General features: G+C 72.9%; 13 protein-coding genes. 7 read left to right on the top strand and 6 right to left on the bottom strand.

The features are described from left to right. Positions 1-27: 27 nt before the first annotated feature. Positions 28-1,470 (top strand): alpha,alpha-trehalose-phosphate synthase (UDP-forming), encoded by a 1,443-nt coding sequence (locus tag ACZ6C1_RS27620; protein WP_469244260.1) that lies wholly within the window; start codon positions 28-30, stop codon positions 1,468-1,470. 83 nt (positions 1,471-1,553) lie between these two features. On the opposite strand, the gene otsB is transcribed toward ACZ6C1_RS27620, so the two are convergent. Genes otsB through ACZ6C1_RS27605 form a run of 3 tightly spaced genes read right to left on the bottom strand, consistent with a single transcriptional unit; the run spans position 1,554 to position 3,949 of the window. Beyond that, entirely contained in the window at positions 1,554-2,396 is an 843-nt protein-coding gene (gene otsB, locus ACZ6C1_RS27615) for a trehalose-phosphatase (RefSeq protein WP_469244258.1), read from the bottom strand. Positions 2,397-2,433: 37 nt separating this feature from the next. Then, positions 2,434-2,667, bottom strand: coding sequence for a DUF3263 domain-containing protein (locus tag ACZ6C1_RS27610; protein ID WP_351818734.1), 234 nt, complete (start codon positions 2,665-2,667; stop codon positions 2,434-2,436). Between the two features lie 13 nt (positions 2,668-2,680). Next, a complete protein-coding gene (locus ACZ6C1_RS27605) occupies positions 2,681-3,949 on the bottom strand; it encodes an extracellular solute-binding protein (protein WP_469244256.1) in 1,269 nt (422 codons plus the stop codon). A gap of 131 nt (positions 3,950-4,080) precedes the next feature. Between ACZ6C1_RS27605 and ACZ6C1_RS27600 the strand changes: the two genes are divergently transcribed. The 5 genes from ACZ6C1_RS27600 to ACZ6C1_RS27580 all read left to right on the top strand — a co-directional run bounded on the left by ACZ6C1_RS27600 (position 4,081) and on the right by ACZ6C1_RS27580 (position 9,131). Next, positions 4,081-4,980 carry an SIS domain-containing protein gene (locus tag ACZ6C1_RS27600; protein WP_469244254.1) on the top strand — a complete coding sequence of 300 codons (900 nt, stop codon included), beginning with the start codon at positions 4,081-4,083 and terminating at the stop codon, positions 4,978-4,980. Positions 4,981-5,073: 93 nt separating this feature from the next. Then, positions 5,074-6,009, top strand: a complete 936-nt coding sequence (locus ACZ6C1_RS27595) for an ROK family protein (protein ID WP_469244252.1) — start codon at positions 5,074-5,076, stop codon at positions 6,007-6,009. Further along, the gene (nagA, locus tag ACZ6C1_RS27590; protein WP_469244250.1) at positions 6,009-7,208 is read left to right on the top strand and encodes an N-acetylglucosamine-6-phosphate deacetylase; all 1,200 of its coding nucleotides are present in this window, start codon (positions 6,009-6,011) and stop codon (positions 7,206-7,208) included. The genes ACZ6C1_RS27595 and nagA overlap by 1 nt, the downstream gene beginning before the upstream one ends. A 131-nt stretch (positions 7,209-7,339) precedes the next feature. Beyond that, the gene (locus ACZ6C1_RS27585; RefSeq protein ID WP_469244248.1) at positions 7,340-8,266 is read left to right on the top strand and encodes a 1-phosphofructokinase family hexose kinase; all 927 of its coding nucleotides are present in this window, start codon (positions 7,340-7,342) and stop codon (positions 8,264-8,266) included. Positions 8,267-8,279: 13 nt separating this feature from the next. Then, positions 8,280-9,131, top strand: coding sequence for a class II fructose-bisphosphate aldolase (locus ACZ6C1_RS27580; RefSeq protein WP_469244246.1), 852 nt, complete (start codon positions 8,280-8,282; stop codon positions 9,129-9,131). Here ACZ6C1_RS27580 and ACZ6C1_RS27575 read toward each other — a convergent pair. Both ACZ6C1_RS27575 and cdgB read right to left on the bottom strand, forming a co-directional pair. Beyond that, positions 9,121-10,089: a carbohydrate-binding protein gene (locus tag ACZ6C1_RS27575; RefSeq protein ID WP_469244244.1), complete on the bottom strand. Its 969-nt coding sequence runs from the start codon at positions 10,087-10,089 to the stop codon at positions 9,121-9,123. The genes ACZ6C1_RS27580 and ACZ6C1_RS27575 overlap by 11 nt on opposite strands. Before the next feature lie 65 nt (positions 10,090-10,154). Further along, a complete protein-coding gene (gene cdgB, locus ACZ6C1_RS27570; RefSeq protein ID WP_469244242.1) occupies positions 10,155-11,813 on the bottom strand; it encodes a diguanylate cyclase CdgB in 1,659 nt (552 codons plus the stop codon). Between the two features lie 216 nt (positions 11,814-12,029). Here cdgB and ACZ6C1_RS27565 point away from each other — a divergent pair, with 216 nt between their 5' ends. Beyond that, the gene (locus ACZ6C1_RS27565) at positions 12,030-12,671 is read left to right on the top strand and encodes a flavin reductase family protein (RefSeq protein ID WP_469244240.1); all 642 of its coding nucleotides are present in this window, start codon (positions 12,030-12,032) and stop codon (positions 12,669-12,671) included. A 388-nt stretch (positions 12,672-13,059) separates the two neighbouring features. Here ACZ6C1_RS27565 and arfB read toward each other — a convergent pair whose 3' ends face one another. Next, positions 13,060-13,488, bottom strand: a complete 429-nt coding sequence (arfB, locus tag ACZ6C1_RS27560; RefSeq protein WP_469244238.1) for an alternative ribosome rescue aminoacyl-tRNA hydrolase ArfB — start codon at positions 13,486-13,488, stop codon at positions 13,060-13,062. Between the last annotated feature and the right edge of the window lie 43 nt (positions 13,489-13,531).

The raw sequence follows: 13,531 nt of genomic DNA, 5'->3' as shown, positions 1-13,531 counted from the left end.
TTTCCGCAACGGGCTAGGTTCGTCTCCATGGCAGCCCAGATTCTTGTCGCCTCGAACCGCGGTCCGGTCAGCTACGTGCCACGCGAGGACGGGACGTTCGACGCCCGGCGCGGCGGCGGCGGGCTGGTGTCGGGACTCTCCGCGATCGGGCCGGACGCGGGCGCGCTGTGGGTGTGCGCCGCGCTGAGCGACGGCGACCGGCAGGCGGTGCGGCAGGGCTTCGCGGCCGAGCCGGGCGTCAAGATGCTCGACATCGACGCGGCCGTGCACGCCGACGCCTACAACGGCATCGCGAACTCCGTGCTGTGGTTCGTGCACCACATGCTGTACCAGACTCCGCTGGAGCCCGTGTTCGACGCCGAGTTCCGGCGCCAGTGGGTGGCCTACCGCCTGTACAACCGCGCCTTCGCCGAGGCCCTCGCCGAGGAGGCGGCCGACGACGCGGTCGTCATCGTGCAGGACTACCACCTGGCGCTGGTCCCCGGGATGCTCCGCGAGATCCGCCCGGACCTGCGCATCGGCCACTTCTCGCACACCCCGTGGGCGCCTCCCGAGTACTTCGCCATGCTCCCCGACGACATCGCCGAGGAGCTCCTCCTCGGCATGCTCGGCGCGGACCGGCTCGGGTTCCTGACCTGGCGCTGGCTGCGGGCCTTCCAGGCCTGCTGCGCGTCCTCCCTCCGGGACATGGACGTGACGACGCACTGGCCCAAGGACCTTCCGCCGAGCGTCGAGCACGGGGCCCACGGGCGGCACCGCCGTACCGAACTGGGCGTGCACGGCCTCGGCGCGGACGCCGACTTCCTCCGCGACCGCTCGCGCCGCCCGGACGTGGACGACCGGATGGCGATGCTGCGCGACCAGATCGGCCCCGACCGCCGGACGATCGTCCGCGTCGACCGCACCGAGCTGTCCAAGAACATCGTCCGTGGCCTCCTGGCCTTCCGGCACCTGCTGGCCGAGCGCCCCGAGTGGCACGAGCGCGTCGTGCACCTCGCGTTCGCCTACCCCTCCCGCCAGGACCTGCCGGTCTACCGGGAGTACACAGCGCAGGTGTCCCGGCTCGCCGACGAGATCAACGCGGAGTACGGCCGGGACGGCTGGACCCCGGTGATCCTCCATGTCGAGGACGACTTCGCCCGCTCGCTCGCCGCGTACCGCCTGGCGGACGTGGCGCTGGTCAACCCGATCCGGGACGGCATGAACCTCGTCGCCAAGGAGGTCCCCGTCGTCTCCGACGCGGGCTGCGCGCTGGTCCTGTCACGGGAGGCGGGGGCGTACGAGGAGCTGCGCGACGACGCGATCACGGTGAACCCGTACGACGTGGTCGGCACGGCGGAGGCCCTCCACGAGGCGCTGACCCTGCCCCCCGCCGAGCGCGCGGACCGCACCAAGCGCCTCGCCTCGGCGGCCACCGCCCTCCCCCCGGCCCGCTGGTTCCTGGACCAGCTCACCGCGCTCCGCCCCTGACCGGGGGCTCCGGCGTTCGTCCGCGGACCGTTGGTGCCCACCCGTCTCGCCGGGGCGGAACGGGTGGCACCAACGGTCGGTGTTCAGACGGCGGCGGCCAGCGCGGACAGCAGGGCGACCACGCCACGCGGGCCCGGCACCTGGAGGTCGGCCCGCTGGGCGACCTCGGGGACCTCGTCGCTGCCGCTGCACACCAGCAGCCCCGGCATCCCGTCCGACCGCAGCTTCTCCACCGCGGCGAACGCCGGCAGGTCGCCCAGGTCGTCGCCCGCGTACACCACCACCTCCGCGCCGACCTCCCGCACGTACTCGGTCAGCGCCACGCCCTTGTCGACACCCGGGGGGCGCAGTTCGAGGACCATGCGGCCGGGTTCGAGGACCAGTCCGTGCGCGGCCGCGAGGTCAGCCAGCGGGGCCCTCAGCGCGTCGAAGGCCGCCTGCGGGTCCTCCGCGCGCCGGGTGTGAACGGCCACCGCGCGGCCCTTCTCCTCGATCCACGTGCCGCGCCACGCGCCCGCGCGGTCCAGGAACCCGGGCAGTTCGGCGCGGACGGCCGCCACGCCCGGGTGCTCGGGGGCGGCCTGGACGGTGCCGGTGACGGCGTCCCACCGTTCGGCGCCGTAGTGGCCGAGGACCACCAGGCGCTCCAGCCCCGGTACGCCGGCGAAACCGCCGTACCGCACGGCGACACCCGCCGGGCGGCCGGTGATGACCGCGACGGACGCGATGCGCGGGGCGAGCGCGGCGATGGCGGGGACGGCGCCGGGATGGGCGCGGGCCTGTTCGGGGTCCTCCACGATGTCGGCGAGGGTGCCGTCGAAGTCGAGCGCGACGACCGCCCGCTCGGGGTGGGCCAGGAACGCCGTGAGGCCTTCGCGGCCGGCGGGCGTGGCGGGACGCGGCAAGGAATCCGGTTGGGTGCCCATGCACCGAAACCTATCCAGGGCCCCGCCCGCGCACACCTCAGCGCCGCGCCTCCCGCGACGCGCGCAGCCGCCGCAGCCGGTTGACGGTGACGGGGTCGTGGGCGAGGGCCCTGGGGTCGTCGAGGAGCGCGTTGAGGAGCTGGTAGTAGCGGGTGGGCGACAGGCCCAGCTGCTCGCGTATCGCGCGTTCCTTGGCACCGGGGCCGGGCCAGGAGCGCCGTTCCATGGCGAGGACGGCGCGGTCCCGTTCGGTGAGTGGCTCGGCGGTCATATGAGCAACATAGTTACTCGGCCGCCTCCGCGTCCCTGGCCTCCCGTGCGATGCCCGAGAGCACCGCGTCCGGGCTGCTGTCGGGTGCGACGGCCTTGCCTATGTTCTTCTTGACGCTCTCGCTGACCTTCGCCCAGGACGTGCGGCCCACCGGGTACAGCTCGGACGTGGGCAGTTCCTCCAGGAACGGCCACAGGTCCTTGTGCTTCGGGTCCTCGCGCATCGCGGCGCTGGCGGTGGACGTGACGGGGAGGATGTCGTACTGGTCGGAGAAGGCCAGCACGTTCTTGTCCTCGTACACGTACTCCAGGAACGCGCCGATCTCCTTGCGGTGGCCGTTCTGCTTGAACGCCATCATCCAGTCGGCCACGCCCATCGAGGGGCGGGACTCACCGTCGGGGGTGGGCATCGGCACCTTGCCGACGTCCACGCCGGCCTTCTCGGCGGCTTCCATCAGCGTGGGGTGGCCGTTGAGCATGCCGACGTCACCGCGTACGAAGGCGTCGAAGGCTTCCTGCCGGTCGAGGTCACCGGGGGCGACGGGGCCGGTCAGGCCCTTCGCGACGAGGTTGTTCTTGAGCCAGGTGAAGGTGGCGACGTTCTCGTTGGAGTCGATGTCGTAGGTGACGTTGCCGCTGTCGCGGTACCCGCCGCCGCCGGCCAGCATCCACATCATGGTCTCGGCCTGGGACTCCTCGGCACCGAGCGGCAGCGCGAAGGGGTAGGCCACCCCCTTGCCCTTGAGCTTCTCGGCGGCGTTCCGGATGTCGTCCCATGTCTTCGGCGGCTTGGCGCCGGCCTTGTCGAGGAGGCCCTTGTTGTAGAAGAGCAGCCGGGTGCTGGCCGCGAACGGCATGCCGTACTGGGCCCGGTCGACTTCGCCCGCACGGCTGAGGAGGGGCAGGAAGTTGGCCTGCGTGGGGATGTGGACGAGTTCCTCGACCTTGTAGAGCCGGCCGGCGGCGGCGTGGTCCGCGTACGCGCCGATCTGCGCGAGGTCGGGCGCTTCGCCGTTCTCGACCATCTCGGCGACTTCGCGGTCGACGTCCTTCCAGGACATGACGTCGACGTCGATCGTGATGCCGGGGTGTGTCTTCTCGAACGCGCGGGCCAGGTCGTCCCAGTACTTCTGGGAGGTGTTGGACTCGCCGCTGCCGTAGTCGGCGGCCACCAGTTTGAGGGTGACGTCCTCGTCCCCGTCGCCGATTCCGCAGCCGGCCAGCGTCGCCGCCATGCTCAGTGCGGCCACCGCCGCGGTCAGTCCTGTGTAGCGGCGCTGCACAACTCTTCCCCACCTCTTGGTTCCTGCATTGGCCGTTGATTTTCCCACAGCGCGGATGAGGTCTACACCACCTGGGTATCGCTTGGCCGAAGACTGGCCAGTTTCCTCACCTGCCGTAGGAGCGTCCGCGCATGTCACGTACCGCAGCAGAGATCGCCACCCAGCCCGCCTGCTGGCGCCGTGCCGCCGAGGCGGCGGCGTCGTTCGGGGAGGGCCTGCCGCAGCCGGGCGAGCGGGTCGCCGTGACCGGCTGCGGGACGTCCTGGTTCATGGCCATCGCGTACGCGGCGCTGCGGGAGGCGGCGGGCCAGGGCGAGACGGACGCGTATCCCTCGTCGGAGTTCCCGTCCTCCCGCTCGTACGACCGGGTCGTGGCGATCACCCGCTCGGGTACGACGACGGAGGTCCTGGACCTGCTGGGCCGGGTCCACGGCCGGGTGCCGACGCTGGCGTTGACGGCCGACCCGAAGACGCCGGTGATGGACGTGGCGGATGCGGTCGCGGTGCTGGACTGGGCGGACGAGGAGTCGGTGGTGCAGACCCGGTTCGCGACGTCGGCGCTGGCGTTCCTGCGGGCCGCCCTGGGTGACGTGCCCGGGGTGAAGCCGGTCGCGGAGGCGGCGGCGGACGCGGAGGGGGCGGTGGCGGAGCCGCTGCCGGAGGCGGTGGTGGGGGCGGAGCAGTGGACGTTCCTGGGCCGGGGCTGGACGTACGGCCTGGCGCTGGAGGCGGCGCTGAAGATGCGGGAGGCGGCGGGGGCGTGGACGGAGGCCTACCCCTCGATGGAGTACCGGCACGGCCCGATCTCGATCACCGGTCCGGGGCGTGTGGCGTGGGTGTTCGGCGCGGTGCCGGAGGGGCTGGCGGACGAGGTGGAGCGGGTGGGCGGCAGGCTCTGGGCGCGGGAGGGCGTGGACCCGATGGCGGACCTGATCCGGGCGCAGCGGCTGGCGGTGGCGGTGGCGGAGTCGAAGGGGTACGACCCGGACCGGCCGCGCAACCTCACCAGGAGCGTGATCCTCGCCCAGTAGCCCGTACGCCCCTGTAGCCCATTTGTATGCAGCGGCAACAATCCAGGGAAGTGGACTAGACCTTTCACGGGTTCACGAGCGACACTGTCTCTCGTGAGACACGTCATCGCCCTCGATGTGGGCGGCACCGGGATGAAGGCAGCCCTGGTCGGAGCGGACGGGGCCCTGCTGTACGAGGCACGCCGGGCGACCGGCCGGGAGCGCGGCCCCGACGCGGTCGTGGAGACCATCCTCGGCTTCGCCGCGGAGCTGCGCGCGCACGGCCGCGAGCGGTACGGCACGGCGGCCGTCGCCGCCGGTGTCGCCGTGCCCGGCATCGTCGACCCGGACCGGGGCCTCGCCGTGTACGCGGCCAACCTCGGCTGGCACGACGTCCCGCTGCGCGCCCTGCTCGCGGAGCGGCTCGGCGGCCTGCCGGTCGCCCTGGGGCACGACGTCCGCACCGGCGGACTCGCCGAGGGCCGCGTGGGCGCGGGCCGGGGCGCCGACCGGTTCCTGTTCGTGCCGCTGGGCACGGGCATCGCGGGCGCCATCGGCATCGGCGGCGCCATCGAGGCGGGCGCGCACGGGTACGCCGGCGAGATCGGTCACATCGGGGTGCGCCCCGGCGGGCCCGCGTGCGGCTGCGGGCAGCACGGCTGCCTGGAGACGCTCGCCTCGGCCTCGGCCGTCTCGCGGGCGTGGGCGGCGGCGAGCGGCGACCCCGAGGCGGACGCGGCGGACTGCGCCAAGGCCGTCGAATCGGGCGACGAGCGGGCCGTACGGGTGTGGCGGGACGCGGTCGACGCGCTCGCCGACGGGCTGGTCACCGCGCTCACCCTGCTGGACCCCCGCACGCTCATCATCGGTGGCGGTCTCGCCGAGGCGGGGGAAACGTTGTTCACACCCCTTCGGGCGGCCGTCGAGGAACGCGTGACGTTCCAGAAGCTGCCCGCCATCGTGCCGGCGGCCCTCGGGGACACCGCCGGATGCCTGGGCGCGGGCCTGCTCGCCTGGGACCTACTCGCCAGTTCGGAGGTATCCGCCTGATGGCCGATCACAAGGTTCTCGCCGGCGCCCGCGTGGTGCTGCCGACCGGGATCGTGGACAACGGGCGGGTGATCGTCGAGAACGGCAGGATCGCCGGGGTCCACCCGCCGGGGTCCGCCGCACCGGCCGGCACCGTGCGGGGTGCCGCGGGCCACGCTCCCGAGGACCCGCGGGCCCTCGACCTGACCGGGTGCTGGATCGTGCCCGGGTTCGTCGACATGCACAACCACGGCGGCGGTGGCGCGTCGTTCACCTCCGGCACCGTCGAGGAGGTCCTGAAGGGCGTCCACACGCACCGGCTGCACGGCGCCACCACGGTCGTCGCCTCCACCGTCACCGGTGAGACGGACTTCCTCGCCCACCGCGCCGGGGAACTGTCCGAGCTGGCCGAACAGGGCGACATCGCGGGCATCCACTTCGAGGGGCCGTTCATCTCGCCCTGCCGCAAGGGTGCCCACAGCGAGGCCCTGCTGCGCGACCCCGACCCGGCCGAAGTGCGCAAGCTGATCGACGCGGCGCGCGGCCAGGCCCGGATGGTCACCCTCGCCACCGAACTGCCCGGAGGCATCGATTCCGTACGCCTGCTGGCCGAGCACGGCGTGATCGCCGCGATCGGGCACACGGACGCCACGTACGAGCAGACCGTCGAGGCCATCGACGCGGGCGCCACCGTCGCCACCCACCTCTACAACGCGATGCCCGCGCTCGGCCACCGCTCGCCGGGCCCCATCGCCGCCCTGCTGGAGGACGAGCGGGTCACCGTCGAGCTGATCAACGACGGTACGCATCTGCACCCGGCCGCCCTGGAACTGGCGTTCCATCACGCGGGCCCGGACCGGGTCGCCTTCATCACCGACGCGATGGACGCGGCGGGCTTCGGTGACGGCGTCTACCACCTCGGCCCGCTGGAGGTGGAGGTCCGCGAGGGCGTCGCCCGGCTGGTGGAGGGCGGCTCGATCGCCGGCTCCACCCTCACCCTCGACACCGCGTTCAAGCGGGCGGCGACCATCGACCGGCTGCCCGTCGAGTCCATCGTGCGCGCCGTCTCCGCCAACCCGGCGAAGCTGCTGGGCGTGTACGACAAGGTCGGCTCCCTGGAGCCCGGCAAGGACGCCGATCTGGTGGTCCTGGACGCCGAATTCACCCTGATGGGTGTCATGCGTAAGGGCGAATGGGTGGTTGAACCCCAACTGGGCTGATTTTTGCATGAATTACTGCAAGGCGGTTGGGCCGGGGGACTGGGCCAACCGCCTTCGGTTTGGCATGATCAGGGCCCGAAAGCTTCGCACAAGAGGCGGAAGCAAGCGCGTACTTCTCGGGGGTGTTACGGGTGATCCTGACGGTCACGCTCAACACCGCGCTCGACATCACCTACACCGTGGACGCGCTGGTCCCCCACTCCTCGCACCGGGTCACCGACGTCGCCGAACGCCCCGGCGGCAAGGGCGTCAACGTCGCCCGCGTCCTCGCCGCGCTCGGACACGACACCGTGGTCACCGGCTTCACGGGCGGCCCCACCGGCGACGTCCTGCGCGGCCTGCTCGCACCGCTGCCCGTGCGCGACGCGCTCGTCCCCATCGCCGGCACCACGCGCCGCACCGTCGCCGTCGTGGACACCTCGACCGGCGACACCACCCAGCTCAACGAACCCGGCCCGACCCCCACACCCGCCGAGTGGTCGGCCTTCCTCGCCTCCTACGAGGAACTGCTGCGCGACGCCGACGCCGTCGCCCTGTGCGGCAGCCTGCCCCCCGGCATCCACGTCGGTGCCTACGCGGACCTGGTGCGCCGCGCCCGCGCCGCGTCCGTCCCCGTCCTGCTGGACACCAGCGGCGAACCGCTGCGCCGGGGCATCGCCGCCCGCCCCGACCTGATCAAACCCAACGCCGACGAGCTGGCCCGGCTCACCGGCGCCCGCGAACCCCTGCGCGCCACGCGTGACGCCCGCCGCCGGGGCGCCCACGCCGTCGTCGCCTCCCTCGGCCCGGACGGGATGCTCGCGGTCACCCCGGACGGCACCTGGCGGGCGGCCCCGCCGACGGCGGTGAAGGGCAACCCGACCGGCGCGGGCGACTCGGCGGTCGCGGGCCTGCTGGCCGGCCTGGTCGAGGGCGCGGCCTGGCCGGAGCGGCTGGCGCGGGCCACCGCCCTGTCGGCGGCGACGGTCCTGGCACCCGCGGCGGGCGAGTTCGACATGACGACGTACCGGGAACTGCTGTCCCGTATCACAGTGACGGAGCACGCCACGGCCGCTTGATGGAGGTACGCACATGCCCCTCGTCCCCACCGGCGAACTGATCGCCCGGGCCAGGTCCGCGGACGGTGCCGTCGCCGCGTTCAACGTCATCACACTGGAGCACGCGGAGGCGATCGCGGCGGGGGCCGAACGGGTGGGGCGGCCCGCGATCCTCCAGATCTCCGAGAACGCCGTGAAGTTCCACGGCGGTGACCTGTCGGCCGTCGCCGCCGCCTCGGCCGCCGTCGCCCGGGCGTCCACCGCGCCGCTGGGCCTGCACCTGGACCACGTGGTCTCGCCGGACCTGCTGCGCAGTGCGCACACCGAGGGCTTCAGCTCCGTGATGTTCGACGCGTCGAAGCTGAGCTACGGCGACAACGTCAAAGCGACCGCCGAGGCCGTGCGGTGGGGCCACGAGCGGGGCATCTGGGTCGAGGCCGAGCTGGGCAAGGTCGGCGGCAAGGACGGCGAGCCGCCCCTGGACGCCCACACACCCGGCGTGCGCACCGACCCGGCGGAGGCCGCCGCGTACATCGCGGACACCGGCGTCGACGCCCTGGCCGTCGCGGTCGGCTCCACCCACGCGATGACGGAACGCACCGCCGCCCTCGACCACGCCCTGATCACCGCCCTGCGCGACGCCGTCCCCGTCCCGCTGGTCCTGCACGGCTCGTCGGGCGTACCGGACGACGAGCTCCGCGCGGCGATCACCGCCGGCATGACGAAGATCAACATCGGTACCGCCCTGAACACCGCGTTCACCGGAGCGGTCCGCGCCCATCTGACCGACCGTCCCGACACGGTCGACCCCCGGAAATACCTCGTCCCCGCTCGCGAGGCGATGACGGGGACGGTGGCGCACTTCCTGACGGTGGTCAGTCCTTGACGTGGCCCTGCTGCAACCAGACCTGGTCGAGGTACGCCTCGCACTGATCGCCCGCCTCGCACGACATCTTCATCGTGTTCGTGCCCTTCTTGAGCGAGACCCATGAGTAGGTCCGGGTCCAGCCCTTCTCCCAGTCGCCCTCGCCGGCCCGCGCGAAGTTCGACATGTTGATCCCGCGCGGCTGCTCGTCGTTGATCGTCAGGGATGCCTTCGCGTCCTTGCCCGGCACGCTGTACGACAGGAACAGCGTGTAGGGGCCGTCCTCCGGGACGTCGACCGTCCAGCTCGCGGAGCCGCCGACGCCGTTGAACATGACGTACGCGCCGTCCGCGCCCTTCGCGCCCTTGACGTCCGTGCCCAGCCGGGCCGGGCCGCCGAGCTGGAGCGTCGCCGCGTCCTGCCTCGGCAGCTCCACCGGCTTCTCGTCCTCGCCGGTCTTGGAGGGGCCCGGGCTCGGTGACTGCTGGACCTGGGTGGCGGGCGCCGAGGGGTTGGCCTTGTCGTTCTTGTCGCCGTCCTTGGTGTTGGTCAGAACGGCGACCGTGATGCCGATCACCACGACCAGCACGACCGCGATCGCGCCGAGCAGCAGCCCCTTGGTGTTGGGGCCACGGCCGCCCGGGCCGCCACGCTGCGGGGACTGCACCTGGGGCACCGGGCGCGTCCGGTCACCGCCGGGGTAGGTCTCGGGGGCCGCGTACTGGGGGCTCGGCTGCGCGTACTGCTGCTGGTACTGCTGCTGCGCGGACGCCTGGGCGCCGCCGTACTGGCGCTCGCCCACCGCCCTGACCTGGTTGTACGAGGTTCTGGGCACCCCCGGCTGAGCGGCCGGACCCGGGTAGCCGTAGCCGCCGCCCGAACGCGGCGCCTGCGCGCCCGCCGTCTGCCCGTCCGCGTAGAGGTAGCCGAACGGATCGTCGTCCTCGGGCGTGCTCGCGCCGTTGTTACCGGCAGCCATCCCTGGTCACTCCTCATCCCTGCTCGCCAGCGGTCGCCAACCCGGGCGAGCCTACCCCGAACGGCCTACCCGGCTCGGCGGTGAACCTTTGAGCGGGAGCGCTTCTCGATGTACATCCGCTGGTCAGCGGAGTTCAGCACCTCTTCGACGGACATTCCGCACTCCGCCCAGCCGATGCCGAAACTTGCCCCTACCCGCACCGCGCGCCCGTCCACCCTGATCGGCGGAATGATCGCGTTGCGGAGGCGCACGGCCAGGTCGGCGGCGTCGGCCGCGCCCAGCCCGTCGGCGAGGACGACGAACTCGTCACCGCCGAGCCGGGCGACGGTGTCCCCGTCCCGGACCCCGGCGGTCAGCCGGCGGGCCACCTCGATCAGCACCGCGTCACCGGTGTGGTGCCCGAACCGGTCGTTGATCGACTTGAAGCCGTCCAGGTCGCAGAAGAGGACGGCGAGGCCCTTCGTACCGTCGTCCACCTCGGTGTCGGGAGCGACGGCGTGCACATGGTGGTCGTACGCGCCGCCCTCCGCCCGGGCACCGAAGTCGAAGCCGTCGCCCCGGAAGGCGTGCTCCCCGTATTCGTAGTCCCCGCCGTCGTAGGCGTCGACCTCGTGCGTCCCGGCCGTCGACCGCACCGCGTGCGGCCGGGAGCACAGCCGGGAGCTGAGCCGGGCGCGCAGCTCGGCGCTGTTGGGCAGGCCGGTCAGCGCGTCGTGCGAGGCGCGGTGCGCGAGCTGGAGCTCGTGGCGCTTGCGCTCCTCGATGTCCTCGACGTGGGTGAGCAGGAAGCGGGGCCCGTCGGCGGTGTCGGCGACCACCGAGTTGCGCAGCGACACCCACACGTAGGTGCCGTCCCGGCGCGCCAGGCGCAACTCGGCACGGCCGCCCTCGGCGGAGGTCCGCAGCAGGGTGCCGATGTCCTCGGGGTGGACCAGGTCGGCGAAGGAATAGCGGCGCATCACGGACGCCGGGCGGCCGAGCAGCCGGCACAGCGCGTCGTTGGCCCGCAGCAGCCGGCCGTGCTGGTCGCCGCCCATCTCGGCGATCGCCATGCCGGACGGCGCGTACTCGAAGGCCTGACGGAACGACTCTTCACTGGCGCGCAGCGCCTGCTGCTCACGCTCGAGGCGGACCAGGGCGCGCTGCATATTGGCGCGGAGGCGCGCGTTGCTGATCGCGATGGCGGCCTGCGAGGCGTACATCTGGAGCGCCTCCTGGCCCCAGGGGCCGGGGCGGCGGCCGTTGCGCGGGCGGTCGACGGAGATCACGCCCAGGAGCTCACGGCCGCTGCCGGAGGCGTACATGGGGGCGTAGAGGCGGTCGCGCGGGTGCCACTCGTCCTCGAAGCGGGGCTCGGGGCCGTCGGTGTGCCACTGGGGCACGTCGTCCTCGATCAGGACCCAGCCCTCGGTGTGCGGGATGAAGCGGAGCTCGCCCCACGCCTCACCCATGCTCAGCCGGCGCTCCCAGGACGCCCGGGATCCGACCCGGCCGGTGATGAGCGCCTCGGCGGCGGGGCTGCCGGCGAAGGCGGCGACGACGAGGTCACCGTCGGGGCGTACGAGGTTCACACAGGCCAGCTCGTAACCGAGACCGGCGGTAACGCCGTCGGCGACGGTCTGCAGCGTGTCGGCCAGACTGCGGGCCGTGTTGAGGTTGGCGACGACCTGATGCAGCTGCCGCAGGGTCGCAAGACGGACGTACGGCTCCGACTCGGTCTCCATTGCTCGCTCTCCCCGAGACCTCGACAGCAACTCCAGGGTTCTCATCGGCGCTCGTGTTGCACTGTCACCGCCACTGAATCACAGCGAGCTGTGCCCCAGGTACAGAGGGTCAACAAAACCTGCGCTCTGTGACTCAAGTCACAAAGGATGATGTTGGTTACGGAGGATGCCCGAACTACCGGTAACCGGCCGCTGAACTCCTCGTGAACGCACAGTATGGGGCCCAGGAGCCCTGGGGACCTAGGACCAGCGGCTGGTCCCTCCGCCCGATGCGGGCGGCACGGGAGCCGGACTAGCGTTCCCGGTGTGTTGCCGACGACCCAGCCTCCCGCCCCTGCCGTCCCTCATCCTGAGGGGGTGAGCAACGACGAGTTCCGGGCCGCGATGTCCCGGCTGGCCGCCGGCGTGGTGCTGGTCACGGCCCACGACCCGGACGAGGGCCCGCGCGGTGAGGACGTCGGCATGACGGCGACGGCCTTCCTGTCGGTGTCCCTGGACCCACCGCTGGTCCTGGTGAGCCTCCGCAACGGCTCCCGCATGGACGACCTGCTGGCGGAGCAGCCGCTGTGGGGCGTCTCCGTCCTCGCGGAGGGGCAGCGGCAGGTCGCGGGCCGGTTCGCGATGAAGGGCCGCGTCAGCGACCGGCTCCTGTTCGCGGACCTCCCGACCACCCGGGGCGCGTCGAGCGGCGCGCTGCTGGTCGGCGGCGCCCTGGCGACGCTGGAGTGCCGCACGGAACAGCGCGTGGAGGCGGGCGACCACACGCTGGTCATCGCCCGCGTGCTCACCGTCGACTTCCCGGCGGGGGACGGCTCGCCGCTGACGTACTTCCGCGGCAACTACCGCCACCTGTCCTGACACCCGGGGGCCCGGCCCCCGAACCCCCGTCGCGGCCGCCACGGCTGCGGGCGGTCCCGTTGCGGGCGGGCCCGCTGCCCGTTGTGGGCGGTCTCCCCGCGTTGTGGGCAGTCGTGCCGCAGGGCGGCACGGATGGGCGCAACGGGCCTGAGCGGCGCCCCTTCCCGGTGCCCGGCCGGGGCGGCGCCTGCCGGTGGGTGGGGGCGGGGCCCCTCCGGGCTCACCTCCTCGAGGCCGGCGGCCTTGGGCCGGGAGCCCTTTCCAGGCCGCCGACCTCTGCGGGGGCGACCCTGCACGGCCCCGCCCGGCGCCGGACGCCGGGTGCGGGACGCGGGACGCGGGAGGGGGCACCGCCTCGCCTGGCGGCGGATGCCGGGGGCGGGGCGTGTCAGGTCCAGTCGCGGGGCGAGCGGCCCCGTTTGGTCTCGGAGCGCTGCTTCTTCTGCCGCAGGCGGCGTTCGTTGATGCCGCGGGGGATCTTCGTCGGGCGGCGCGGCTTCGGCGGTGGGGCCGTCGCCTCGGCGAGCAGGGACGCGAGGCGCACCGCCGCCGTCTCGCGGTTGCGCCACTGCGAGCGGTGCTCGGAGGCGCGGACCGTGAGAACGCCGCCGACCAGCCTGGACGCCAGCCGCTCCAGCGCGCGCTCCTTCCAGACCGCGGGCAGCGCTTCCGTACGCGCGAGGTCGAAGCGCAGCTCGACCTGGGAGTCGCTGGTGTTGACGTGCTGTCCGCCCGGCCCGGACGACCTGGAGAAACGCCACATCAGCTCGGCCTCCGGAAGGGAGACCGAACCGCGGATGACATGGGGACCGGACATGCCCCCATGATCCCTGTCCGGACACGGTCACGTCACCCCGTTT

The sequence above is a fragment of the Streptomyces sp. NPDC041796 genome, from assembly GCF_055590785.1.
This window is presented reverse-complemented; position numbering and strand designations above follow the sequence as displayed.